Genomic DNA, 26,548 nt, shown 5'->3' with positions numbered 1-26,548 from the left:
ATTATTCTTAATCTCGTTTAAAAATATCCCTAGTATATACCTTGTCTTTCACATCATCTAAGCACGCGTCATACCTATTCGCTATGATGCACTGGCTTTTCTCTTTAAACTCTTCAAGGTTATTTACTACTTTACTTCCAAAAAATGTATTTCCATCTTCAAGAGTAGGCTCATAAATTATAACCGTAGCGCCTTTAGCTTTAATTCGCTTCATTACTCCTTGTATAGAACTCTGTCTAAAGTTATCGGAGTTGCTCTTCATTGTAAGTCTATAGACTCCAACTACTACTTCCTTTTCTTTATCTGCGCTCCAAGAAGAATTTGCTTCATATGCTCCAGCAATTTCTAGCACTCTGTCTGCTATGAAATCCTTTCTTGTTCTATTGGACTGTACAATAGCTGACATCATTTCCTGTGGAACATCATTATAGTTAGCAAGTAGTTGCTTAGTGTCTTTAGGTAAGCAATATCCCCCATAGCCAAAGGATGGGTTATTGTAATGTGTTCCAATTCTGGGATCAAGACAAACGCCATTAATTATGTCTTGAGTATTGAGTCCTTTCATCTCGGCATATGTATCAAGTTCGTTAAAATATGAAACGCGAAGCGCCAAGTAAGTATTTGCAAACAACTTAACTGCTTCTGCCTCAGTGTATCCCATGTATAAAGTATCAATATTATCTTTAATAGCACCTTCAGCAAGTAATCCTGCAAATTCACTAGCTGCTTTTACGTTGTCCGCGTCACTTTTATCCATTCCTATTATTATTCTGGAAGGATATAAGTTATCATATAAAGCTTTAGATTCTCTTAGAAACTCAGGACTAAAAAGAATATTATTTATTCCATATTTCTTGCGTACAGACTCTGTAAAACCTACAGGAATAGTGCTTTTAATAACAATAGTAGCATTAGGATTAACTCTTATAACCTGCTCGATAACGCTTTCTACTGCAGATGTATCAAAGTAATTACGTTTACTATCATAATTTGTGGGTGCTGCAACTACTACAAATTCTGCGTCCTTATATGCTTCATCACCATCACAAGTAGCATTTAAATTTAAATCTCTTTCTTTCAAATATTTAATAATATAGTCATCCTGAATCGGTGATAATCTTTTATTAATCAAATCAACCTTTTCTGGCACAATATCTACCGCAGTAACACTATTGTTCTGCGATAGCAATGTAGCAATTGATAATCCTACATACCCTGTCCCTGCTACAGCCATTTTCTTATTCATACCTCTATTTCCTTCCTACTAGTTCCACAGATCTTCTACATATTTCTGATACCACATCTGAAAAATAAAAAAACACCACAATGTAGCTCGATATCTATAACTATCACTTTTTCTTGTCAAGGTTATAAGCATACTAATCCCATCAGCATTAAAAATTCCTTGCCTATCTAAAATATCTTTTTCTGCATATCTTCTAACATTTTCATATAGTGGACCTAATAGCCACTTTTTTATAGGAACACCAAATCCCTTTTTTGTCTATCAATCATTTCTTTAGGAACAAAATCAGAAAGAATATCCTTTAATATATATTTTTTTTCACCATTTCGATATTTATATTCAATAGGTATCCTGAATGAATATTCCATAACCTGTTGATTCAAAAGGGGAGTTCGCATCTCTAACGAATATTTCATAGTTGCTCTATCTGTCTTAGTTAATACTTCATCTGGAAGATATGTCATTATATCTAATAACATTCTCTTTTGTAGCAGCCCGTCAACCTGTTCTAGTTCGTCAAATGCAAAAATAGGATTCACATACTCATTTTCAGAATCAAGTAATATTGAATCTACCATTTTAGATCTTATGTAGTCCTCTCCCTGATACAATCGGTATTAACTATCAGCGCTACTTTTTCTCTTTTTTTCACAACTTTTATTTCTCTTTCATCCCAAACATTTTAAAATAATGTAGAAATATCTTTATCATACTTATATATTCATTTATACGATACTCAGAATGAAGCAATATTACATCTGTTCCCCTGGAATCACTTCGTGTGAATCGTGTGTTGCAAAATCGCAATAGTCGCAAGCTAGTAAATACCCTCTATCATGATAAAGGAATTTCAATAATTCTCTCCTTAGGCTTTCACGCGATTCATATTTCAAAACATCAAGATAATCTGCTGGTTCATCCGGAATCACTCCTAGATTCATACCGTTTGAACTTCTCGCACAATGATGCAACTTTCCATCAAGTAAATTGTTGCAAAGAGATGCGTCACATTTTTTGTACTGCTTCTTTATATTTTTTAATGATCTATTTCGCCTATCGATGCCACCTGGTGATTGCCACATTTCCCTCTCAAACTTGGCATAGCATTTTATCTTATTTTGCTCACAAACTTCAAGTATTTTGTCACGATTTCTCGAATACTCTCCATAGTATGAAATACGTATCGATACCTTTTCGTTTGATAATTGTTTTAACAGTGCCTCTCCTTGTGGAACAATTGTACCATTTGTTATTATCAGTACTTTTTTTACATTCTCATGTTTAGACACTTCCGATAAGATCTTGTCAAGATCCTTGTATAAAAATGGTTCTCCTCCAAGTATCTTAAGCTGATTGACTTGATCTGCTGCATCAAGAATTCTTCTAATGGTTTTTACATTAGTATCTACCGAAATATCAAATGGCTTTTTGTAATACTGCATAAGGCTTGAACAATTCTTACACTTCAATGAGCATCTGGAAGTAACTGCTATTTCCAACCTCGGAATCACTAAATAATCCCCATTAAAGCTACGGATTATTCTATCTAAATGTCTTATACATAAATACAATATATAAAAGAAAGAAATCACCTTACTTTTGATTTTTCTAGCCCGGTATTCAGGCTCAATTACACTTGCCACCCTTATAAAAAAATTCATCATAATATTTTATTGTAATCCTCCATTTTTAATTTGATAATTTATTTCATTCCACTCTTTTACTGATGCCACATACGAATAAACAGTATATGGAAGTAGTGAAATGCTCGTTGCTATCGCTGCGCCTTCAGCCCCATATTTGGGAATCAGTATTCTATTTAAAAGCATATTCAGAAACACAACACTGCAATACCATACACACCTTTTTCCCGCTTTATTTCTAAAATCAAGGAAAAATGAATAAAAATTAGAAATACCAAATAAAAAATAATATGGAATCAGTATGTTAATAACATGTGCTGCCTCTAAATAAGACTTACCATATAAAATTGAGATTGTAGCTTTACTAAAAAGAAATAGGCCCGCAGAGATTAAAGTTGTAATAAATATGTTAATTCTTTCAGCGTTCTTATATTTACTCTTACGATCCATAAAATTATTAGCGGTAACAACCGAAAAAGTAGTCATAATACCGCTAGAAAAAGCATTATTTAAATGCGCTGCCTTGTGACATATATTTTTAGCAATTCCATAAACGGCGACGTTCTCTTTAGTGCTAAAAATCCCTAGCATAAATGTATCCATTTCAGTTAAAATTACAACTCCCATGCCCAACAATGCAATAGGGATAGAATATCTCATTATAGGAACCACATATTCGAACAAAAGATTTTTGCCAATAACTACTTTATCTCTATAATTTAAATATATACCAAAATAGCCTATTAAAAACACAACTATTCCAGAAGCAACATACCCATAAACTACAGATTTGATTTCTCTATTCAGAAACAAAAAAAACGTAGAAAACAAAAAATAGCCCATATATTCTGCAGTTGTAATCAGAAACAACCATTTGAATTTATTCACACCCATAAATATTTCTTTATAGAACTCAACAAAAGAATTAAAAAAGACTAAAATACAGGCTACTGAAAACAGCCATTTCAACTCTGGATACTTCTGTGGATACCCTCCAAGCGGTGCCAATCGTGGTAAGAAAACGTATAAAACAATTCCAATACATACGCTAAAAAAAAACCTAACTAAACGAGCTGACTTTAAACATTTAGCTTCTTCAATATCAGATGTGCATTTTGATACTATTACCTTTGACGAAATATTTATCCCAAGCCAACCAGCCCAATTAAGCATAGTAAGTATGGAAAAAAAGAATGTCCATTCTGCATAGCTTTGAATTTCCAATAATCTTGCAATTACTATATCTGTAACAACAGACGCAATCATCGCCATTATTTTTCCACATAAAGTGTATGATATATTCTTTATCCATATCTTATTCATATAGCACACTCAATCTATAATATTTATACATGATTTCTATTCTAATAACATTAATACCCAAAAAATCCCGCAAACTCATAAACTTGTACAACTCATTTATATCATTCATTATCTTCAATCAAATTAATCCATCTTTCAATAGAATTTTATAAATCACACTCCCTTGCTCTTACATTCACCTGTTTTTTTATATTTTTTTCTTAACTCCTCATTAGTAATCATTTCATATATTGCCTCACTCAGTATTCTTTCTTCTTTTGTTAACGGATTTTTTTCTCATTTTTCATCCTAACACCTTTTCAGATGGGAGTATCAACATCTCGCCAAGTGTCTTATCCATTCTTTTGGTTGTAATTTCATAAATTCGCCCCAAGCACAGATAACCATTTTGAAAAAACCTGTTTTTTCCATCTGTTAAATATATGCCTAATCTCAAACACGAAATGTCTTCTGCTAATTTCTCCGCGTACTGTATCATTTCTTCTCATTGTTTTGGCTGTTGTAGTTTCACTTCAGCTAGTTTATAGTTGACTCCCCCTACTTATAAAAATCTTTACCAAAATGATTATTTTACTCAATTCATAGTCTGTACGGACAATTTCTGTGTAAAATAGTAATATAAACTATTTTTTAAGTAAACCATATAATTCTATGCCCCAAATTAAATATTCTTTTTATCTATCACACTATCAAATAACTATCTATCATATTGTTTTTCATTTCTAATATATCAAACCAAGTATTGTTTATACCAGCGCTGGAAAACAAAATAGCTCCACATAATCTGTGTACTACTTATTTGTTCTTTCCTTGTAAAATCGCTTAAAAATTTAATTAAACTATCGTATTTAAATAAACCTTGATTTTCTACAAAATCCTTTTCAAAGTATTGCTTTAATTCAGAATTAAGTGTAGTTCTTAACCACTTGTAGATAGGAATACTAAAGCCAATTTTAGACCTTTCCATCATTTCTTTAGGAACATAATCATATAAAATATCTTTTAAAATATATTTTTTTACTCCATTATTGTACTTATATTGAAAAGGTATCTTCATAGAAAAATCCACAATCCTATAGTCTAACAACGGACATCTAGCCTCTAATGAAAATCTCATGGATTCTCTATCTACCTTTGTAAGATTCTCATCTGGAAGATATGTAGTCATATCCAGTAGCATTCTCTGTTTTCTCCAGTCTTCATTTGCTATAGAGATATTATCTACTGTTTCCTTTCCATATCAAATATTCGTCAGCCTTTAATTTATATGTATTTTCATATATAGTGTTTGGAGGCAAAATACAATTCTGGCTAAAATACTGTGTCATTACATCTTTATTAATTGTTTTTTTAAAAAAAGGATAGCATAAAAAAGATTTGAGTTCTGACGCAAACACAAAACTATCCTCACATAAATAATAATATAATGGCTTTTTCCCCATCCTATCCCTTGCTAAAAAAAGCTATTTTCAGTTTTATCATAAACTGCTAAAGCATACATCCCATTAATTTTATCTACACATTGGGGCCATATTTGATATAGAGATATAGTAGAACTTCAGTATCAGAAGTTGATATAAAACTAAAGTCTTTCAAATCTCTTTTTAGTTCTACATGATTGTATATTTCACCATTAAAAATAATTATGTATCTTCCAGTTTCATCAATCATTGGTTGATGACCATTCGCCGAACAATCAATAATTGACAGCCTGCGATGCCCCATCCTAACACTCCATCCTGTAGAAGTAGTGCTCCAAACCCCTCTGTCATCAGGTTCACGATGTTCCAATGCATCCACCATTCTATCGAAACACTCACCTGATATATTTTTCTTTGTTACTAATCCACATATTCCACACATCGCTATCTCCAAACAAGCTACATGTTTAGCTCTCTACTTTTGACTTCTTAATATAGTAATACATTAAAGCAAGTACTATTATGGCTCCATTTTTGACATATACTCAATTAGCAATATTATTTTAACTGACATATTGTTCCCACCATCTTTGAAACATATAAAACGACCATAACATAGAACTATACATAACTTTATCAGAAACACTCTGCCTAGCAATCAATCTATTAATACCTTCCTGATCAAATATCCCCTGTTTTCTAATAAACTCTTTGTCTGAATACATTTTGATTTCTTCTTTTAATGGTCCTCTAAGCCATTTTGCCATAGGTACTCCAAACCCCTTTTTGGGACCTGATAAAAGTTCTTTAGGAATGTAGTCATACGCAACTTCTTTTAAGATATGTTTTTTATCATGATTGTAGTACTTAAAATTCTGTGGTATCTCAAAAGCTTTTTTTACTAATCTATAATCTAATAGAGGACTACGAACTTCAAGTGAGTACTTCATAGAAGCTCTATCTGTTTTAGCCATGACTTCATCCGGAAGATAAGTCATCATATCAAGAAGCATTCTTCTTTCCTGCCAGTTTCTATAATCCATCTTCTTCTCATAATCAAATTTTGGACAAAACACCTCTTTATTTAACAAAAGACTACTAGCAAGTTCCGTCATAACATCTACAAATAGCTGTGTTTTAAGTCCTGCATCTCTATTGTTTATAAATGCTCTTAATTCTGGACTTACATTCTGCTTAAATATGTCACTACCTGGGATAAAATGTAAAACATTTCCTATAAAATCAGCTTTTTGGGCAATATAAGACCAATCATACATTTTATATCCACAAAACAGCTCATCTCCACCATCTCCAGAAAGTGCTACTGTCACTCTATCCGAAGCCAATTTTGAAACAAGCATAGTAGGAAGCTGAGATGAATCTGAAAATGGTTCATCATAATAATCAGTTATATCACTAATAAGCTCAAGTATCTCTTTTTCACCAACATATAATTCCGTATGCTCTGTTCCGAGGTAATCAGCAATCTTCTTAGCTCTGTCTGCTTCATTTCTTTCTTTTTCATAGAAGCCTATTGTAAAAGTCTTAACTTTAGCTTCACTATATCTCTGTGCCACTGCTGTGACCAGCGCAGAATCCACCCCGCTACTAAGAAATGTTCCAACTGGAACATCAGCTACCATTCTCTTATTAACAGCATCTATTATTATTTCATTAATCTCACTTTTAGCTGTTTTGAATTCGATAATCTGATTTCTAAGACCTTCGTCCTTTTCATCATAGAAATTCCAGTAAGTTTCTGTATTTATTGTATTATCATGAAAAACCACATATGTACCAGGAACCACTTTGTATGTGTTTTCAAATATCGCATCAGGCGAAGCAATATACTTATTACATAGAAATTTACCTAAAGCATCATGTCTAACATTCTTTTTAAATCCTGGATAAAACATTATTGGTTTTAATTCTGAGCCAAACACAAAATCCTCTGTGGTCGTACACCAATAATAATAAAGTGGTTTAACCCCCATTCTATCCCTTGCTAATATGAGCTTTTCATCAACTGAGTCCCATATAGCAATAGCAAACATTCCATTGAATCTTTCAAAGCATTTCTCTTTCCAATAGTCATATGCATAAAGAATTACTTCTGTATCACATTCTGACTTAAATTTATATCCCTTTGAGATTAAGACATTTCTAAGATCTTTGAAATTATAGACTTCACCATTATAAGCAATTGTATATCGGCCATCTGTCGATTCCATTGGCTGATGTCCTAGCTCTGTTAAATCAAAAATAGAAAGTCGTCTATGAGCAAGGCCTATGTACCCATTAGAATAATCTCTATTCCAAATACCTGCATCATTAGGTCCTCTATGTGTCATACTATCTCTCATAACACATAAAACACTATCTTCAATTCGCTTTCGACTTACATATCCGCAGATTCCACACATATTTGATCAAATACCTTTATATAAGCATTAGCCACATTACTCCAGCTTAAATCCTTAATTCTTTCTTTACTTCTCTCTCCAAATAGTTTTCTCTTATCCTCATCAAGTACTAATTCTGTTATTTTTTCAGAAAAGCCTCTTGTTGCCTCAATATATCCATTCCCCTGAATAAGTTCTTCGCTTCCTTGACACGGAGTCATGATTATCGGTAAACCATAGGACATTGCTTCCAGTACAACATTTGGCATTCCTTCTTTTCTTGAAGGGAATACAAAAATATCTGATTCAGAATAGTACTGTGGAAGCTCGCTTTTGTTCTTTTGACCATGAAAGCGAACTATATTATCAAGTTTGTAAGTTTTGACTATGTTCTCTAGTTCTGGTCTATATGGACCATCTCCGACAATATCCAAAACTATTTTACGTCCTTTCTGATTACACGCTTGTACAACAGTTGGTAATTGTGGAAGAATGTCCTGAACTCCTTTTCTTTCGATGAGCCTTGAAACAAAGAGCAAGTGTACTATTGATTCATCGGATTGGTGCCCACTCTCGCATTGCATTATTTCAGCACCATTAGGTATTATCCTGATATCATACTTGTCGCAAAAATCATATGCCATTTTCTGCAAGCCCCGGCTATTAGCAACTAATGCATCTGCATTCTTCCAAATAAGCTTGATAGCTGGTCCAATCAGCTTATAGACTTTTGTAAATCTATCCTGAAATCCCGGAATATCTCCTCCACCAAAACGAATTACGTATGGCAGCCTATATTTCTTTTTGAGGTAATAGCCTATGGGTCCGCTTGGAATGCCAAAGAAAATCTGACAAATATCGAATTTCTCCTTCTTCTCCAATTTGTCAGTAAATGCAACAGCTTTAAAGAGAAAATCTAGCATCTCTTTAAAGCTGCACTGTTCTAGTCGTGTTCTTTTAGATCTTAGCCTGTATATATCAATATTCTCACCAAGATGCTCTTGCTCTGCTTCACCTTGATACCATACTGTTACAATGTGTACTTCATGACCTGCAGCACTATATTCTTTAGCCAAATGCATACATGCATTAGCTCCTCCTCCTCCAACAGGAGGATACTCATGGGATACAATTAGTATTTTCATTTATGCTTCTTTCTCGTTTGAATCATTACCATCAAAAGTCTCTATAGACTTGATACTATAAGATGTATCAACATGAACGCCATAATATGTCTTTATAAGGATCTCACTCATCAGGCCAAATACTATCATTATAAGTCCAATTATTACAAAGAAAATTGTAAGTAATGGTGGGAATATGTTATTGGACATCTTTCTTCCCATAGCAAAAAGTACAATTGACCAAATACCACAGCCAAATCCAAGCAGTTCAAAAAGAAGTCCTAAGCCTCCCAATAAATGCAATGGTCTTGTAGCAAACTTATTCCAGAACCACACTGAGATCATGTCTACAAATCCCTTGATAGTTCTCTTCCAATTATACTTAGTATATCCAGAAGTTCTTGCGCGGTGATTGACTACCACTTCACCAACAGTAAATCCTTTAATCTTGAGAATTGCAGGAATGAATCTGTGCTGTTCTCCATAGAGATTTACACCCTTGAAGCACTCTTTCTTGTAAACCTTAAGTGAGCATCCTGAATCATGAATGCCATCATGAACGAGCATATATCTAAGTAGATTAGCACCTCTTGAAACGAAGCGCTTCATAAAAGTATCTTTTCTATTCTTTCTCCAACCTGATACCACATCAACATCATTATCTTCCATATATTTGATCATGTTAGGAATATCAGCTGGGTCATTTTGTCCATCGCCATCCATAGTGACAATCAAGTCTTTGGTAGCAGCTTTGATTCCTGCGTCCATAGCCGCAGTCTGACCAAAGTTTTTGCGCATCTTAATATATTTGAGCGGTCTTAAAGTCCTGCAGACTTTGTCTGTTCCATCTGATGATCCGTCATTCACAAATATAATCTCATAATCATATTCGTTTTTTTCACATACATCTTTTATTTCTTTATGAAGATTGGCAATGTTTCCTTCTTCATTAAAAACTGGTACTACTACTGAGATGCTATAGTTCATATTTGCATATTCCCTTCCAAATATTTAAAGTTATGAATCATTTCTCTGCTGTAAATACTTTAAAATAGTAAGTATTCCCTATATTTTTCACAGAATATTCTTTCCCTTTTAGATAATTAACAATGTCCATATTTTCATCTTCAACCAGAATTAACATTTTATCTCTAAGTTGCGTGCTTATATCATTAGCATTTTGATCATCATATACCATCAATTGCGTTTCATCATCACCAATTAATGACGACTGATAAACTGCAAATGGCATAAAACTCTTCCTTGTCATAATAATGCTATCAATATTTTGCTCTTTTATACTATCAATTCTGTCCTTATCACCAATATACAGCATATCTATATTCCCTGATAAATTTACCACAATTACTTGTGCAATCAAAAATATCAACACTACCTTTTTTATATTCTTGCCACTGCCATATAGTTGATACAAAACTCCCATGAGAATTAGAGCTACTTCTGGAAAAATAAATGAAATATATCTAATCTGCCCATACAACCCAAAGGCAGTAAAAAAAGCCAAATAAAAAACTACAGGAAAAATGATGGTAAACTGCTCTTTACCAATACTCTTTTCATCAGTCTTGATAATCTTTCCAAATGCTATAACTACAAAATACAAGCAAAGCAAAGCCACATTTCCAAATAATTTCTCCCCAAAAATCACGTATATATCTTTCATTCTCCCTGGCAACATATTCAGCCTAAATGTATATATCTGCCCAATAAACCACCCTAATGCTCCAGCTTGATTCGCCATGTTCCCAATTTCATTAAAATTAGCCAAAACATTAAAAAAATTAGTTTTTGTAGCAATGAACCCTATTCCTATAATTGCAATAGGGGCAAAATAATACATGGAGATTTTCGGTCCTTTGCACACCCATAATAAAACTGTAAAACTAATAATGAAAAAGAAAGCATATATAATCACAAATTGTGCATTATTATAACCAATCAACAAACAAATCAACGTTCCAACTAACAGTAGTGATTTTCTAGCAAACTGCTCTTCTTTGCAATTCCAATAAAGACAATGCAAAAAAGTAAACATAGTGGTCATTAGCGTTGCCAACATATAAAACCTTACAAATGTTGTCATCGATATACACAAGGCTGAGAAGCCATAAAACGAAATAACTGTGTACCCCCAAAAATCATCATGAAAAATGTTCTTAGACAAACAAAAAAGAACTATCTGATTCAAAATAAATAAAATAATATTTAATATAATAGAAGGCCAGTAAGTTATCTTTCCAGGTGCAATCACATAAGTAATTATATTTAGCAGTACTGAATAGCTATTGGTTTTAAACAGTTTGGACAAAGTAAGAAAGAAATCATCATATAATACACTCGATTTATCATCTACAATCAAAGTGTCTCTTACTACTTTTGCATCAATCCATGTATTATAATTAAATCGGTCATCATCAATAATATAGTGATCATTTTCATTTTTTTCAGATACATAATGAGCACGTTCTAAAGTATAATACTCATCCCAATAAAAATTATCTTTTTGACAAGCCCATAAAATAATACCTAGTACCTGAACCACTAGTATAGCAGACATAATTGCTATTGTTTTCTTCATGAGATTATGCCTCTTCCAATCTAATCTATTTTAATCTACTCAAAACTCTTTTTATTAGAGCTTTTTCTCTTTCAAGTATATTTTTTTTACTAGCATTTTTACGCACCATATCTAAGCAATTCAAGTGATATTGTTCAAACCTACTTGGCGCATATACTCTCGATCTTCTATATGCATGTTCAATTGGCTGATCAAAAATATGGCAAATATATTCCTCAAATGACTTTTCTAATTCAGAAGGATAATGCGAATTAACAAAAATTGGCTGACGTAACATTTCCATGTATAAGTCATCATCCTGATCAAGCTTTTTTATAAGATCAATCGTACGTGCAAAATCCTCCCTTCCTCGGCAAATAATAAATGCTTTCTCATTGAATATTTCAGTAACATTAGTTGAACCAAAATAGACTGGAATAGTATCTGCGTAAAACGCGTCAGAAATTTTTTCTGTAATAAACCCTTCATGCGAAGTACTTTCAAAACATAATGTAAATTTGCATTTCTTTTGAAAATTGGTTTTCGAATCATCTCTAAAAGTAACTTTATCTTCTTCAGCCATATTATTCAAATATGATCCCACAGAATCAACTCTCTTATATTTACATAGTTCCTTAAAAAAATCCCCTCTCAAACCATTTTCAGACTCATGACTAGCTATAAAATTTGCAAATCTAGTTTTTGTATTTATAAACTGATCAGGATAGTTTCGATTCTTGGTTTCTAACTGTTTCCATTTTTTTTCGTCAACAACATCTGCGCATCCAATAAGATAAAAATTTCTATCCAAATAATTAATAGGATATCTAGAAATCGAATAATCTATCAAGTTAAAATCAGGAATATAATTTTCACCCACACACATTATTCTAATTTGTGGATATTTGCAATATTCATATTCAGTCCCAAATATGCTACATATTACATAGTCAGGATTATCCGATATTTCCACATCATAGTGCTTTTTAAATAATCTATAAAAATACAATTCTTCTGGATAAAAACCTGGCCAATCATATCCTACAAATTTTATTTTGATCTTTTTCATACTCATTTCTGACCTACTAGTTTTAAACTTGGCAATTTAATATTACCAAAATATCTTTTGTTCCATTGGCTTGTACTTGCATCTTTTCCCACTTCAAAAAAAACTTTTTCCATTGGGTGATCACAAGAATTAAAAGTTCCAAATTCATTTGTATAAAATACGTCTAAATAAAAATAATATGTTCCATCAACCAAATTAGATATATCAAATTCTAAAGTTTTTTTCGTTCGCACTCCTTTTTTAGAATTATCAATAATTCCTGAAAATGTAGTTCCAACTGGACTATCATCCATTGCAACAACACTAAAATATACTCCAATGTTCTCATCATCCACATTTGGTGTATATTCAATAGAAAAAATCATCTTTTCCAATGAAGAATACACTGCTTGTTGTTTGTTTTCAAATGTTAAGGAATGCACAAATAAAGTTCTTCCATGATCAAGTGATGGTCTCTTCGTATCAGAAAAATCATAGAATGGTTTATAATCAACATTTCCTAATCCAACATATTTTTCTATTCCTCTTTCCACATCCCCATCGAAGACTATTTTTCCATGTTCAAGTACAATACATCTATTACATAACTGCCTTATAGTAGCCATGTTATGGCTAACATACAAAACTGTTTTTCCTTCACCCGCTGCTGCATTTTCCATTTTTCCTAAACACTTTTGCTGAAACTTAACATCTCCAACAGCTAGAACCTCATCCATGATCATTATTTCCGCATCTAAATGCGCAGCTACTGCAAAAGCCAGCTTTACATACATTCCACTAGAATATCGTTTTACAGGTGTGTCAATAAATTGACGGCATTCTGAAAAATCTATTATCTCCTCAATCTTAGAATCTATCTCAGATTTAGTCATACCAAGAATTGCGCCATTCATATATATGTTTTCTCGACCTGTTAATTCTGGATGGAATCCTGTTCCAACTTCCAGCATACTCGCAATTCTTCCCTTCATTCTTATGGTACCTTCTGTTGGAGCAGTAACTCTACATAGCAATTTCAGTAGTGTCGATTTTCCAGCACCATTTGCGCCAATGATGCCAATTGTTTCACCTTTATGCACTTCCAAATCAATCCCATCTATGGCATAAAAACTATCTCCAGTTTCTGCACAATTGGTACCAATCTTCGTATTAGGATCCTCTTTTCCTCTTTTTTTTGCCCACCAGCTTTGAAGATCCGCTGTCAACGTACCTCCTCCAATAGTTCCTAATCTATACTGTTTTCTCAAGCCTTCAATTTTAATTACTGTATCTGACATTTTTCTTTCCATCACTCCAGATTATATAATCTTACTACACATTAAACAGTGTCCATGAATGTTCTTTCTACCCTGTTAAAAGTCAGTACTCCAATCAAAAATAATACTATTGTTGTTAATTGACTTACTATCCAATACTTTATTTCCATATCACCTATACCTAATAATGCAAATTTGTAATTCTGCACTATTGCTGACATTGGATTAAGAAGAATTATCGTTCGGAATTTTGGTGACAAATCAGATATGGGGTAAACAACAGGTGTTAAATACATCCACAAATTCAATCCAAACGATACCAATATTGCCAGATCCCTATATTTTGTAGTCATTGATGAAATAATAATTCCTACTCCTAACCCTAAAATAGCCGTCTGAAACATAAGAATTGGAATTAACAAAATATTTAGTGTCAAGTGAATCGAACAGCCTTTAAGCATATAAATAATCATTGTAATTATTGACATAGCAAAAATCACTAACATGTTAATAGCTGCAAAAAGCACTGAAGATATTGGCATAGTTAAACGAGGAAAATACACTTTCCCCATTATTCCTGCATTAGCTGTAAACGTTGTAGATGTCGTGGACACACAAGTTGAAAAGTAATTCCATAGTGTATATCCTACTAAATAAAATAAAAAATAAGGAATTCCATCAGATTGTATTCCTGCTATATTACCAAAAATAAGGGTTGAAATAAAAGTTGTTAACAGTGGATTAATCACAAACCACATCGGTCCCAAAACAGTTTGTTTATATTGAGAATTAAAACTTCTTTTCACAAAAAGAATAATTAAATCCTTATACCGAAATACTTCGTTTAAGTTTAATGAATACCATTTTCTTTTTGGTGTAATAACTACATCCCATTCTGCTTTCCTTTGTTTCATCACTAGCAAGCTCCTAAAAATATATCTATCATTTTCCTAATACGCGTTGTCATTTTAATTTTTAACTCACTGAACAATACTATAATTTTAAAATAATGCCAAAACAATAGGTTTTGTTTATATCTAAATTTCGTCATGAACTTAGCATATTTAGGCTTTATTTTGCCATTCAAAGCATTGTCTGTAATTGTATCAAATAACTCATCTTTGCTAATCTGTTTCCATACTACAATCTGATCTTGCTTTGATAATTTACAATCATCCATAAGCTGCCATAAGTATGAATAATAAAACTTTGTAGCTACCAAATCAAATTGATCTAAAAAAATACGACCATAATCCTCATACAATTTCCTTTCAAAGGAAAACGCACTTTGAACTTTTGGGAATATATCATCTTGCTTTTTCCTTGAAACCGAATTGGGATTATTTCTGTAATGATAATAAGCATTATGCTCAACATATACCGATTGTGCTTCAATTAGCGGACCGTAACAATATGCTAAATCCTCAAATAGTTCAAGCCTAATCTTTACCCTTTGTATTGCCTTAAGAATCAATTCTTTTTTGTATATCTTCATACATACGCTCATTATGATTCCCCCCATTTCGCTTATAGGTTCATAAATCATAATGTTATTGAGAGTCTCTTTTTTTTCACCTGCATATAATCCCGCTTCAGCGGAATCCATATAACCAGTTCCTGTATTAGTATACACAAAGCCACTAGTAGCCACTTCAGCATCATTCTGTAAAATGTCTGTCATCAAGTTAATACAGAAGTCAGAATCAATATAGTCATCACCGTCTACAAAAGCAACATAGTCAGCTTTAGAAAGTGACAAACCATCTCTTCTAGCAAAACAAGCTCCACCATTTTCTTTATGAATCACATTGATGGTTCTTTTTTTATCATTGTATTTTCCTACATATGTATCACAAGTCTTGCCAGAATTGTCTGTTGATCCATCATCAACTAATATAATCTCTAATTCAGGGTAATTCTGATTAATCACACTATCAATACACTCTTCTAGATAATCCTCGCAATTGTACACGGGAATAATTATAGATATAAGTGGCAAGTGCTTTAATTCCTTACTCTCTATCATTTTCTATACCTTGCTTATGTATAAAATACTCAATAGTTCTCATTAAGTACTTCCTCAGCATAATAATCATCAATATAATCTTCTTGATTTTCTACGCTCTTATAATCAAATGATGAATAAAAATCATTTAATTTCCTAAAAACATCCTTGTAATTATCATTTGTCAATTGGTAATCTCCATCATGCATCCATTTTAGTATCGATGAATTAACCCATCCAGCATAATGATAATAGTCTTTGTAATTATTCAGATTCGTAATCACACCTGTACAGCCAAAAAAAGAAAACAAATGTATATTCTCATATGGTAGCAGTAACTCTGCAACATATTCTTGCATTTGAAGATTTTTTTGCAATTCCCCAGTGTTATTCAAATCGTTCCAAAACATTATACTATATGGCGCATAGAAATAATAAAAATCCACATTTGGATTCTTTTCCGCTACGCTGATTAAGTTTTTATCAACATTTGCCTTAATCGTGCTTTTTTCTTCAGCGGATAATTGTATGTTCTCGTCACATACAATTACCTCAATCCCATTAGGTGCCACAGTTTTTCTTCCATACTGATAATCTTCATGCCACCTCGCGTATTCATCAAAAGATGTAACCCCCGCTTCAAAATCAGCTTTATCTCTATCAATTTCCATCTGATATACTCTGCTGAATACCACATTCCTATTTAATAAGTAATGTACATCATTAAATGGATTGTCATCATATAAGTATGATGGGAATTCTCCCAAATCTGTCCTCATACTGTCTGGACTGGCTATAATATATCCTTCAAATACATCTAGTCCTCTGATCACAAGCTTAATATTTTTATTGTGCTGTAGTGCTCTTTCTACATTATCATTGATTTCTTTATAAGTTCCTCCTTCAAACGGAACCTTGATTGATTTGCACTTAAATAATTCATCGACCTCAGTAGTTCTAAAATTTTCAGTCATTGAAGTACCGGTTACGATAACATCATAATCAAAGTGCTTACTAATACCATCATTTACGTTTCTTTCATTATAACCATTTAAGACATAGTAATATGTATTCATTAACGGTTTATGATAATGAAAAAATGGATCTACTTTGTAAACCCAGTAGCCAGTATAGCTTAATACAGATATCACTATAACTAACCAACCGACAAGCCACTTCTTTGCTTTCATAATTTCCCCTTAAAACCAATAATATACAAATGTCGTTTCTGTTCCCAAGCACAAAATACCCCAGGCAAAGGCTAATGATGCCAAAAGCATAGAGAAAATATTAAGTTTTTCTTTATTCCTATAATTGTTCTCAGGCACAAAACAAATCAAACAGGCAATTAAAATGAATACAAGCATATTGAACCCGCGAATGTCAGTTGGAAGATAATCCAGATGTAAAACATCATAAATAAACTGGCTTTCAGGCAAATAGAATGACGCTATCAATCCTTCACTAACACTTGTATCTTTCATGTGCAAAATTTTATATAATACACTTTTCCATTCACCAACAGTTGCTGATCCAAATAGAAGCCATAAAACACTAATAACTCCAAAAGAACATAACCACCGAACAGGCATAAAAACTTTTTCTTCCAGTTTATCAAATAATCTATCACAGCAGCTAAATAACCCGTGAAGTAATCCCCACAAAATAAATGTCCAGTTTGCACCATGCCATAATCCACTAATCAAAAAAACAATCATAACATTTACATATGTAAATACTATTCCTTTTCTAGATCCTCCAAGTGGAATGTAAATGTATTTGGTCATAAACTTGGTAAGGGAGATGTGCCACCTTTTCCAAAAATCTCTTATCGAAATAGCTTTATAAGGGGAATCAAAATTCATTGGTAAATCTATATTAAACATTGTTGATATGCCAATAGCCATATCACTATATCCACTAAAATCAAAATATATTTCAAATGTGTAAAATAACGCCAATAACATGCAATCCATTGCTGTTGCTTCATTTAAGTTGTCATATACCCATGCCACAGCTCTTGAAAAAGTATCAGCTAAAAGCACCTTCTTTACTAATCCATAGCTTAAAAGCTTTATTCCTATAACAATGTTTGTTACATTTACTTTTTTCTTAGTACTATCATTTATTTGCAAATAAAAAACAGCTGGATCGACTATTGGTCCCATTATCAACTTCGGAAAATACAGTATATACGTAAGATAATCGACAATATTACTGCTTATTTCCTCTCTTTCAATAGCGACCAAATAAGCAATTTGCTGAAATGTATAAAATGATATGCCTAGTGGAAGGATTATTTCACGAAGTTCCCATTCAAAGCCAAAAAGCAAATTCATATTTTCTATAGCAAAATTTAAATACTTGAAGTAAAGCAATAGAGATATATTAATTAATATGGGTAATGCTTTTACCCACTTGTTCTTTACTCCCGTCTTTTGAATCACATATGCAAATATGTAATTAATTAATACACTTACTCCTAAATAAATAAGCATACTAATTCGGCCAAGCGAGTAAAAAATGATACTTGAAATTATAAGTATCATTTTTCCAACTGTCTCACTAACTTTATTAGCCAGATAATACAGTACCAAACAAATAGGTAAAAAATATATTATAAATTCATAACTATTGAATTGCACAAATTCCTCCACCATACTAGTAAGTCAGAAGTTATTGACAAGGTACAAGCTCTAGTCTTCTTGAAATCTTGCTAAATCAAATGCCAAATCCACCTCATACACCTGTGGATAATAAAGCATTATCACAACATCAGGATCATACTCCTCAATAAGTTCAGGCGTTAGTTGTTCGTTCAATGGCTGACTATAAGCAAATCTAAGCTCTTTGAATCCCATCATCATAAACGGACATACTGTCCATGAAAAAGAATCCGACACCAACAACACTTTGACTTCATTTTTGCAATCCAAGTTAGTATAGTGCCCAGCAGATTGCTTTAATACTTTGTCATACACATATTCCAGTTTTGGATCACGTTTTGCTAAAGGTTCCCAATTATATGCAAGTTCTTGCATCTTACCTATTGTACCTTCATCATTTTCTATTAGCGTATCAAATTTTGGAACTAAAACATCAAAATCATCTACCCCAGCGTAATATCTTCCAGTTCTCTGTCCGCGTGAACCTAGATGCCATTCAGTATAATTATCGATTTCATAGTTACTTATATCTGCAATTCGCTCATCTACAGTACAACCAGTTTTTGATTGTATCCATTTTTCAAGAACAGAATATGCATATAATCCCGCTTCAGTAGTCCAATGGTGATCTGTTTTATACATCATAGAGTACTGATCAATACCATCGTCATGCATCTGCTGCCTAAAATCCAAAGTTTCAACGCCAAAAGATTCCAGTCCTTCCAGCAATTTATCAGCATTTTTGTTCCCAAAATCATTGTATCCTACAGGTAACTCAGTATCAAATTTACTACTAGTATATGGTGCTGATGCAAACAGAAAGCTAATCCCACGATTATTGAGATACTCATTCAAAACCGCAATATTATTAATCCTGTATTGCATTTTCTCGTCATCTATCTCATCAATAGTAGTTAAAAGATATCCATTATTTAATTTTACAACACCATTCATTTCTGGTTGATCAAGTATATTTCTAAATGCTCCATTAAAATCGACAAACTTGTCCTTTTTCCAAAAAGTTGTAGCTATATCAGTTTCTAATTTGCTTCCCAATTCCGCATCTAAATTATTAGAATATGTCGTTTCACCTGTATAGTAACTAATTAGCTGCCCACAACTTAAGAAACCTGGAATCAATATAATTACGCACAAAGCGATAATAAATGGGTTTTGTAATATTTTTTTTGCCATAGCACCTCAAAAATTAAAATAAATAAATGGATTATGAGCTCCAAGTACCAAATATGATGTTGCCCATAAAAAAACTATTCCATATGCAAAAGCTTCAACATATTTTCCTATTATAGCATTTTTCTCAACAAGTAACTTTTCTCTAATAATCTTTGCTATCGGTGAAGCAAATAAAATACCCGCAAAGACATAAGCACCATATTCTCTGAGATTACGTATTGCCACGTCATCAATGATACCACTTGTACCATTAAACCCAACCATAGAAAAACAATATGCCGCTCCTGCATGCAACGACTCAGAATTAAAGATTACCCATGCAAAGTTTACACATAGTAAAGTAATTACGCGCCACGCTACACTAAAAACAATACCTTTTCTTCTATCTGGCATTATTACGTACTTTTCAATTACCAGTAATACAAAATAAAACAATCCCCAAACTATAAACGTATAATTGGCCCCATGCCAAAGGCCTGTCAATAACCAAACTATTAATAGATTCACTACCTGTCTTGGCACGCTGACTCTTGATCCACCCAACGGAATATACACATAATCTCTAAACCACTGGCTTAATGATATATGCCATCTTCTCCAAAAATCAGTAATAGATTTAGCCATATATGGATAGTTGAAATTTTCTTCAAATCTAAAGCCAAACATCTTACCTAAACCTATTGCCATATCTGAATATCCAGAAAAATCATATAAAATTTGAAGACTATAACATATTGAGCCAAGCCACATAGTTGTTAATGAAGTTGCTGAATAATCAAGAGAAAATATCTCACTGGCAACTGCACCTACATTATTAGCTATCAAGATTTTCTTACAAAAGCCCAACATGAATCGTCTGACTCCTTCAGCAAAGAACTCAGCAGATTGACTTCTGCTTATAATTTGTTCTTCAATCGTGGAATATCTTACTATTGGTCCTGCAACCAGCTGAGGAAAAAAGGAAATGTAAAGCGCTACGTAAAATGGATTTTTTTGCACTTTAACTCTTCCACGATATACATCTATAACATATGACAATGCCTGAAATGTAAAAAAAGATATTCCTATAGGCAACTTTATTCCTGTGGGTGTTATGCTTGACATAGTAACTTGATTTACAATTCCTATGGAAAAATCCAAGTACTTATAAACAAAAAGTATGCCTATGCTTATAACAATATCAAGAAAAAGTACAATTTTTGATGTTGTCTTTTTCCCAGTATCATTCAACCATGCAATAAGTCTTGCAAAAATATAGCTTAAGACTATAGACAACAACATAACAAACACAAAAAAAGGTTCACCATATGCATAAAAACAAAGGCTAGCCACTAGCAAAATATAATTTCTAAATTGCTCTTTTGACAAATAATATAACAATAGAACAATCGGTAAAAAATAGAATGTAAAAATCAAACTCGAAAAAATCATAAATAACTCCAGTGATTCCTATACTAAATTATGTTCATTCTATAAACTGGCTTACTATAATCTCCATTCCAGTTTACCCAGTCTACAATCTGATCTGTTTCATTATCGTACACGACAATATTTTACCTGGTTGATCCTTTGAATAATAATAACCATCAATCTTGATATAGTTGTCACAATGTATATATCCAGTAACTCCAATCTCATATCTATGTTTACTATCAAATGATCCGTTTTCATAAATAAACTGATCACTTATCAATTCATGACAAACCTTCCCATTTTGAAGCATAAACCAATAACTTTCATCCTGCTTATCATTCAAATCTGATGCAATTCCAAGGTTGGCAAATGAATTAATAGTCTCTTCATCGAGATCAGCCAATACACCATCATTGAATGTCACAAAGGCAGTATAATTTCCAGCTGAAATCTTATTAAGATAAGTATTCAATTCTTTTTCATAAATAAGATAATCCTCAGTTGTTTTCGCCTCATTATATCTAGCATTTTGTAAAACGTGATAATCAGAGTATTCATATACCGGATAGTATTCTGCACCGTGCCAACTAATTTTATCATTTTCCATTTCACCAGCCCATATAATAGCATCTGGCTCAAAACTAGCATCTTCATACCTTTGTGTATATTCATCAAACACTATGTATTCAATATGCTTGACGCTCTTGCACATTTCATTAAGTGGATAAACATTTTCTATGCCCTGATAGTAATATCCTATTGAACTATATTTTTTTTTGATTAATAAAACTAGAAATTGCTTGCTGTTCTCTAAACTGACCGACCATTGAATAATAACCTGCAGGTCGTATTCCAGCCTCATGAGTACTAAGATTTGCATGGAATCTAAACACATTGTAAAAACTACTAGTGCATATGAAACCGATTACCCCATATATTGCAAAAAGCTTACCTGAATTCTCTGGGAGTACCTTCTCTAACGTTGCCACCACAAGAATTGGAATAAGCATCAAATAAGAAATTTGGTATCTCGTATCATATGGTTCCCAACGTAATAATGTTAACATTGCACAATATGACAAGCATATTGCCCACTCAAAACCACTCCAACAACGACGCTTCTTTAATAGTGAAACAATCATCACTATAGTAGAAATAATAAGAAGCCACACATTAAGCGGATTTATTGCCATATCATGGGTATATATCGTCGGACTATTTATTACATATGGCTGACCACATTCAGAAATGAATTCTGAATTCAAATTAACGTGTAATACACCAGCAAATGCATAAACAATAAAATATACAATATCTTGACTTCCCTCAAAAAAAGAAAATGGTAAGTTGAACAACAAATTCTTAATAAAATTAACTAATAAAAACCCTGGTGACAACGTTCCAATTAATTGGTTCTTCCCAACCTGAGGGGCAGCAACTGCTCCAAATGTAAAGATATTTCTTACTATTTCCGGAGCAACCACAATCAATGAAGTAATTAGTACTGTAGCAATAGAATATATTAGCTCCTTAAAATCATCTTTTTTTCTCATTCTAACGATAAGTAAGATAATTGAAAAAACGACCATCTCTATGCAGACCGATTGCTTAGTGATGTAACCAAGTCCCATACACAGTCCCATAATGATAATCCGGAATACATCTTCGCCTATACTTATCTCACTTTTTTCTGATAACACAAGCATTTCATAGGCAAATACCATCATCCATACAGTTGTAAATAAATCTACCTGTGTATTAAATGCTTCTGCAAGAGCTATAGGTGTCGACATGGCCATAAAAGTCGCCACGAGTGCTCCCCTCTGCGATAACAATCTTCTCTTGGCTATGCAATAAACCATAAATGAATTAAAAACATAAGAAATGCTTTGGACTAAATTAAAAAAAATATCATTACCACTAAAAATGTATACATGCAAATTTACAAATTCTGCTAGAACAGGGCTACTAATCTGCCTATAATCTGGTGTAGCAAAGTGTGCAACAGTTTTGTTTTGCGCCCACATCTGTATTCTAGGCAAATGATATGCTAAACTATCAGCATTATACGGTACTGTTCTAATTGAAACAGCTAATACTAATGCACCTAATACCACAAATAAAAGGTATGGAATCAAATCCACTTTTTTATTTTTAATGACTATTTTTCCAAATTCTATTTCTGATCTAAATGGCATTAATAATGGAATATGATTTTTTATTAGAAATGTGGCCAAAACAAATAAAGTACAGCAATCCACTATCCCCCAAGCAAAAACCAAGTGTGTTTTATCAACACACATAAAAAGAGATAGCAGCTCTGTAACTATAAATAGTTCAATCGCCCATATTACCGTCACAAATCCTATTAACTCAACGCAATCGTACTTATTTCTTACATTATTATTTATAATTACTTTCAGTAAAAAGCTTATCAATATTATAGGAATAAAAAAATAAAGCATAATCTGCCCTCAACATTTCAATTATCTCTTGAAATAGAGATAATAAGTTAATCCATCAAAATCAAAATAATCTTGCTCAACTAATTCATAATTAGTGTATTTCTCATCTAACGGATTAACCGAAACAATATAATCAACTTTTCCATTCAGTAAGATCTGATTCTGCTCATTGTGAGCTGCGTCTTCCATTACTTTATTAGGTATGTAGAAATATTTGTTTGATGGATCAATTCCAGTTGCAAAATAAAGTCCAGTATCGAGGTAGCCATAGTTCAATATGGTTGCATTGGGGGTTTGATTGATTATCTCTGCAAACTGAAACTGTGGCATATCTGCCTTGCTATATCTGAGTAATCTTGTATTATCAGAAATAAAATAAGTTAATGTAATTAATATCGCTGTGAAAATCACTACGATTATTTTACTATTTATTAAATCCTCACCTAGGAGTCCCTTTTTGTTCATCCATCTTATAATTTCTCCAAGGCAAGCCGGTAAAAAAACAGCAAATACTAATGCATAGTACCTATTTCTGACGCCACCACCATAATCAAAAAACAGTAGGCTAGCAAAAGCTATGCTTAGAACTAATTTAGCACTAGTTTTCTTATCAAAAATCGCCAGAACTAATCCCATCCAAACAACTATAGATATCTGGAGATTTCTTGCCGTAAAAGAAATAGTTCCTTTTACAACAGAAATAATTACACTCAATACTTTTGAATTATTAGAAGTTTCCGAGTACTGACTAACATTTGCAAAAAAATATGAATTAACTGCCTCAGATAAAGCTCCTTGGCAAGCTAATGCAATAATAATTGCCGCTGATAAAACAAAAAAACCGAATAAAAATGAAAGTAACAGCTTTATAAAATGCTCCTTGTCGGAAAAAAAGTATTTTATTATCACATAAAATGCCAATCCAATAAATAGGCCAAACATAGTGTACTTTATCCAAAAACACCATGCTCCTAATAAACCTATAATCATTGCTTCGACAGTCGTCAAAGATTTTTCGGTTTTCGCACTACGAAGCACAAGATAAAGCGCATAAGTCATTGCCCATAGACATATTTCTTCTACGCTAGTTCCTTTTTCAAAGGCGTATGAAGAAACTGTAGCAAATGCTACATAGGCAGTGACAAACATTCTTACTTCAATATTTGATATATATAAAGTTGTTATTTTATACGCCGAACATAAGAATAGAGAAAACAGTATAAACTCTATTGCAAACACACCAAAAAAAGTATTATCTGAAATCAATGCCATAACACTATATAAATAAAATACCAGTGGTCCTTTAACATCAAACAAGTCTACATATGGCACTTTTCCATGCAGCATTCCTCTTCCCACAGTAAAATAAGCATTTACGTCAACCCATGGATTCATTGGATATAGTGGTGAGCTAGTACTTGAAATCAATAAAAATAATGCTGAAGTAGTAACGATAAATATGTATATTAGAAGCTTGTTTTCCTTAAGTTTACTGACCATCATTTGACACTTTCATATAATTCAATATGTTTTTTTGCAACTATATCATATGCGCAATATTTTTCCATTTTCATGTGCATATCACTCCTAATTGAATTTCCATTCTCTATACACCATTTGATTCCTTCAACAAGATCTTCTACATCAAATTTTCTAGCGACATATCCATCTTTCTTGTGATCAACCATATCCCTTACGCCACCAACATCAAAAGTTGCAACTGGTGTACCACAAGCCATACTTTCCATTACCACAGTTGGAAGATTTTCATTCACTGATGTTAATAGAAATACATCTGCTAAGTTGTATAATTCAACCATCTTGTCTTCGTTCTCAATATAACCAAAATGTTTTGTCTCTATGCCATCATATATTTCTGTATCATCTATATTTCCAAATGTGATTACTAGTAATTTATCTAAATTGGAGTTCATAGATAGTTTCTTTAGAATTTCTAAGAAATATGAATAACCTTTATATGGTGAAGCCATGCTATACGCTCCCACCATAATAACCTTTTGATTCGCGTCTATTCCATGTTTTTCACGGATTGAGCGTCTATCTTTTACTAAATACTTTTCACAATTTAGAGCATTTGGAATAGTCTGAACCATCGAATTGCAAAAAAGCGAACTTTCTTTCATCCTTTCCGAAATCCATCTACTAGGTCCAATCATTACAATATTTGATGAAAAAGCTTTCCTCTTTGCTTTCATGATTAAGTTTGTTATATCTCTGCTGTTATTTGATAACAAAAGCGGACATTTCCCACAATTATATTTATATGCATCACACCCCGCATCAAAATGATGGCATCCGCCAGTAAATGGCCAACAATCATGTGCTGTCCATATTACATTTTTCTTATCTCTAAGTATTTCTTTCAAATTTCTATAGTTGATCAGCATCAATGCCCAGTGAATATGAACTACGTCTGCTTCGGCAATAATATTTTTAATATACCTATACTGAATTCCATCGTACCCGCCATCAAATATGGATGGCTTTCTCTGTTGGTATTTTCTATCAAATATCACCTTCCATATAGTCTCACATATTCTCTTATACACCTTAGTCCAAATTGTTTTCTTTATTACAATTATATCGTGATCATTCACTAATGCATTTGATGCATGCATTGTCAATATTTTTACATCTACTCCCTGCCCTTTTAGCGCTTCCTTTAATCTAACACATGAAGTGGAAGGACTAACAGAAAATGATATTTGTAAAACTTTCATTG

General features: G+C 32.6%; 22 protein-coding genes and 1 pseudogene. All 23 read right to left on the bottom strand.

Annotation, left to right across the window (positions count from 1 at the left end):
- Positions 1-7: 7 nt before the first annotated feature.
- On the bottom strand, positions 8-1,246 hold the full coding sequence (locus BUA02_RS15210; RefSeq protein ID WP_072705685.1) for a nucleotide sugar dehydrogenase: 1,239 nt from the start codon (positions 1,244-1,246) through the stop codon (positions 8-10).
- 230 nt (positions 1,247-1,476) lie between these two features.
- Positions 1,477-1,824, bottom strand: coding sequence for an asparagine synthase-related protein (locus BUA02_RS15205; RefSeq protein ID WP_072705683.1), 348 nt, complete (start codon positions 1,822-1,824; stop codon positions 1,477-1,479).
- A gap of 174 nt (positions 1,825-1,998) precedes the next feature.
- Positions 1,999-2,910: a radical SAM protein gene (locus BUA02_RS15200; RefSeq protein WP_072705681.1), complete on the bottom strand. Its 912-nt coding sequence runs from the start codon at positions 2,908-2,910 to the stop codon at positions 1,999-2,001.
- Between the two features lie 6 nt (positions 2,911-2,916).
- Entirely contained in the window at positions 2,917-4,212 is a 1,296-nt protein-coding gene (locus BUA02_RS15195; RefSeq protein ID WP_072705679.1) for an oligosaccharide flippase family protein, read from the bottom strand.
- 730 nt (positions 4,213-4,942) lie between these two features.
- Positions 4,943-5,422: an asparagine synthase C-terminal domain-containing protein gene (locus tag BUA02_RS15185; protein ID WP_278300997.1), complete on the bottom strand. Its 480-nt coding sequence runs from the start codon at positions 5,420-5,422 to the stop codon at positions 4,943-4,945.
- A gap of 7 nt (positions 5,423-5,429) precedes the next feature.
- Positions 5,430-5,663, bottom strand: a pseudogene (locus BUA02_RS16255) (asparagine synthase (glutamine-hydrolyzing)); the annotation flags it as partial.
- Between the two features lie 64 nt (positions 5,664-5,727).
- Complete coding sequence (locus BUA02_RS16155; protein ID WP_072705672.1) at positions 5,728-6,075, bottom strand: hypothetical protein; 348 nt, start codon at positions 6,073-6,075, stop codon at positions 5,728-5,730.
- Between the two features lie 121 nt (positions 6,076-6,196).
- Positions 6,197-7,996, bottom strand: a complete 1,800-nt coding sequence (gene asnB / locus BUA02_RS15170) for an asparagine synthase (glutamine-hydrolyzing) (protein ID WP_242946523.1) — start codon at positions 7,994-7,996, stop codon at positions 6,197-6,199.
- Positions 7,997-8,031: 35 nt separating this feature from the next.
- Complete coding sequence (locus BUA02_RS15165) at positions 8,032-9,180, bottom strand: glycosyltransferase family 4 protein (protein ID WP_072705668.1); 1,149 nt, start codon at positions 9,178-9,180, stop codon at positions 8,032-8,034.
- Entirely contained in the window at positions 9,181-10,146 is a 966-nt protein-coding gene (locus BUA02_RS15160; RefSeq protein ID WP_071175261.1) for a glycosyltransferase family 2 protein, read from the bottom strand.
- Between the two features lie 37 nt (positions 10,147-10,183).
- The gene (locus tag BUA02_RS15155; RefSeq protein WP_072705665.1) at positions 10,184-11,758 is read right to left on the bottom strand and encodes a hypothetical protein; all 1,575 of its coding nucleotides are present in this window, start codon (positions 11,756-11,758) and stop codon (positions 10,184-10,186) included.
- Positions 11,759-11,783: 25 nt separating this feature from the next.
- Positions 11,784-12,812: a glycosyltransferase family 10 domain-containing protein gene (locus tag BUA02_RS15150; RefSeq protein ID WP_072705663.1), complete on the bottom strand. Its 1,029-nt coding sequence runs from the start codon at positions 12,810-12,812 to the stop codon at positions 11,784-11,786.
- Positions 12,809-14,083 (bottom strand): ABC transporter ATP-binding protein, encoded by a 1,275-nt coding sequence (locus tag BUA02_RS15145; protein ID WP_072705661.1) that lies wholly within the window; start codon positions 14,081-14,083, stop codon positions 12,809-12,811. The genes BUA02_RS15150 and BUA02_RS15145 overlap by 4 nt, the downstream gene beginning before the upstream one ends.
- A 41-nt stretch (positions 14,084-14,124) precedes the next feature.
- Entirely contained in the window at positions 14,125-14,976 is an 852-nt protein-coding gene (locus BUA02_RS15140; protein WP_072705659.1) for an ABC transporter permease, read from the bottom strand.
- A gap of 2 nt (positions 14,977-14,978) precedes the next feature.
- Positions 14,979-16,088: a glycosyltransferase family 2 protein gene (locus BUA02_RS15135; RefSeq protein WP_072705657.1), complete on the bottom strand. Its 1,110-nt coding sequence runs from the start codon at positions 16,086-16,088 to the stop codon at positions 14,979-14,981.
- Positions 16,089-16,117: 29 nt separating this feature from the next.
- Entirely contained in the window at positions 16,118-17,257 is a 1,140-nt protein-coding gene (locus tag BUA02_RS15130; protein WP_072705655.1) for a hypothetical protein, read from the bottom strand.
- A gap of 9 nt (positions 17,258-17,266) precedes the next feature.
- Positions 17,267-18,712, bottom strand: coding sequence for an MBOAT family O-acyltransferase (locus BUA02_RS15125; RefSeq protein WP_072705653.1), 1,446 nt, complete (start codon positions 18,710-18,712; stop codon positions 17,267-17,269).
- A 51-nt stretch (positions 18,713-18,763) separates the two neighbouring features.
- Complete coding sequence (locus BUA02_RS15120) at positions 18,764-19,927, bottom strand: alginate O-acetyltransferase AlgX-related protein (protein WP_072705651.1); 1,164 nt, start codon at positions 19,925-19,927, stop codon at positions 18,764-18,766.
- Positions 19,928-19,933: 6 nt separating this feature from the next.
- Positions 19,934-21,358 (bottom strand): MBOAT family O-acyltransferase, encoded by a 1,425-nt coding sequence (locus BUA02_RS15115; protein ID WP_072705649.1) that lies wholly within the window; start codon positions 21,356-21,358, stop codon positions 19,934-19,936.
- A gap of 82 nt (positions 21,359-21,440) precedes the next feature.
- A complete protein-coding gene (locus BUA02_RS15110) occupies positions 21,441-22,052 on the bottom strand; it encodes a hypothetical protein (protein ID WP_072705647.1) in 612 nt (203 codons plus the stop codon).
- Between the two features lie 52 nt (positions 22,053-22,104).
- Positions 22,105-23,805 carry an ArnT family glycosyltransferase gene (locus BUA02_RS15105; RefSeq protein WP_072705645.1) on the bottom strand — a complete coding sequence of 567 codons (1,701 nt, stop codon included), beginning with the start codon at positions 23,803-23,805 and terminating at the stop codon, positions 22,105-22,107.
- Positions 23,806-23,826: 21 nt separating this feature from the next.
- The gene (locus BUA02_RS15100; protein ID WP_072705643.1) at positions 23,827-25,308 is read right to left on the bottom strand and encodes a glycosyltransferase family 39 protein; all 1,482 of its coding nucleotides are present in this window, start codon (positions 25,306-25,308) and stop codon (positions 23,827-23,829) included.
- Positions 25,305-26,546: a glycosyltransferase gene (locus tag BUA02_RS15095; RefSeq protein ID WP_072705641.1), complete on the bottom strand. Its 1,242-nt coding sequence runs from the start codon at positions 26,544-26,546 to the stop codon at positions 25,305-25,307. The genes BUA02_RS15100 and BUA02_RS15095 overlap by 4 nt, the downstream gene beginning before the upstream one ends.
- Positions 26,547-26,548 lie beyond the last annotated feature (2 nt).

This window comes from Butyrivibrio hungatei DSM 14810, assembly GCF_900143205.1.
GTDB lineage: Bacteria > Bacillota > Clostridia > Lachnospirales > Lachnospiraceae > Butyrivibrio > Butyrivibrio hungatei.
This window is presented reverse-complemented; position numbering and strand designations above follow the sequence as displayed.

Excerpts from the sequence above, each read along its gene's own strand:
- BUA02_RS15135 (WP_072705657.1), bottom strand. The coding sequence starts at position 16,088 with ATGATAGAGAGTAAGGAATTAAAGCACTTGCCACTTATATCTATAATT.
- asnB (WP_242946523.1), bottom strand. The coding sequence starts at position 7,996 with ATGAGAGATAGTATGACACATAGAGGACCTAATGATGCAGGTATTTGG.
- BUA02_RS15105 (WP_072705645.1), bottom strand. The coding sequence starts at position 23,805 with ATGCTTTATTTTTTTATTCCTATAATATTGATAAGCTTTTTACTGAAA.
- BUA02_RS15160 (WP_071175261.1), bottom strand. The coding sequence starts at position 10,146 with ATGAACTATAGCATCTCAGTAGTAGTACCAGTTTTTAATGAAGAAGGA.
- BUA02_RS15115 (WP_072705649.1), bottom strand. The coding sequence starts at position 21,358 with ATGATTTTTTCGAGTTTGATTTTTACATTCTATTTTTTACCGATTGTT.
- BUA02_RS15150 (WP_072705663.1), bottom strand. The coding sequence starts at position 12,812 with ATGAGTATGAAAAAGATCAAAATAAAATTTGTAGGATATGATTGGCCA.
- BUA02_RS16155 (WP_072705672.1), bottom strand. The coding sequence starts at position 6,075 with ATGTGTGGAATATGTGGATTAGTAACAAAGAAAAATATATCAGGTGAG.
- BUA02_RS15140 (WP_072705659.1), bottom strand. The coding sequence starts at position 14,976 with ATGAAACAAAGGAAAGCAGAATGGGATGTAGTTATTACACCAAAAAGA.
- BUA02_RS15155 (WP_072705665.1), bottom strand. The coding sequence starts at position 11,758 with ATGAAGAAAACAATAGCAATTATGTCTGCTATACTAGTGGTTCAGGTA.
- BUA02_RS15165 (WP_072705668.1), bottom strand. The coding sequence starts at position 9,180 with ATGAAAATACTAATTGTATCCCATGAGTATCCTCCTGTTGGAGGAGGA.
- BUA02_RS15095 (WP_072705641.1), bottom strand. The coding sequence starts at position 26,546 with ATGAAAGTTTTACAAATATCATTTTCTGTTAGTCCTTCCACTTCATGT.
- BUA02_RS15110 (WP_072705647.1), bottom strand. The coding sequence starts at position 22,052 with ATGTGCAAGAGCGTCAAGCATATTGAATACATAGTGTTTGATGAATAT.
- BUA02_RS15145 (WP_072705661.1), bottom strand. The coding sequence starts at position 14,083 with ATGTCAGATACAGTAATTAAAATTGAAGGCTTGAGAAAACAGTATAGA.
- BUA02_RS15210 (WP_072705685.1), bottom strand. The coding sequence starts at position 1,246 with ATGAATAAGAAAATGGCTGTAGCAGGGACAGGGTATGTAGGATTATCA.
- BUA02_RS15120 (WP_072705651.1), bottom strand. The coding sequence starts at position 19,927 with ATGGCAAAAAAAATATTACAAAACCCATTTATTATCGCTTTGTGCGTA.
- BUA02_RS15205 (WP_072705683.1), bottom strand. The coding sequence starts at position 1,824 with ATGGTAGATTCAATATTACTTGATTCTGAAAATGAGTATGTGAATCCT.
- BUA02_RS15195 (WP_072705679.1), bottom strand. The coding sequence starts at position 4,212 with ATGAATAAGATATGGATAAAGAATATATCATACACTTTATGTGGAAAA.
- BUA02_RS15100 (WP_072705643.1), bottom strand. The coding sequence starts at position 25,308 with ATGATGGTCAGTAAACTTAAGGAAAACAAGCTTCTAATATACATATTT.
- BUA02_RS15200 (WP_072705681.1), bottom strand. The coding sequence starts at position 2,910 with ATGATGAATTTTTTTATAAGGGTGGCAAGTGTAATTGAGCCTGAATAC.
- BUA02_RS15130 (WP_072705655.1), bottom strand. The coding sequence starts at position 17,257 with ATGAAAGCAAAGAAGTGGCTTGTCGGTTGGTTAGTTATAGTGATATCT.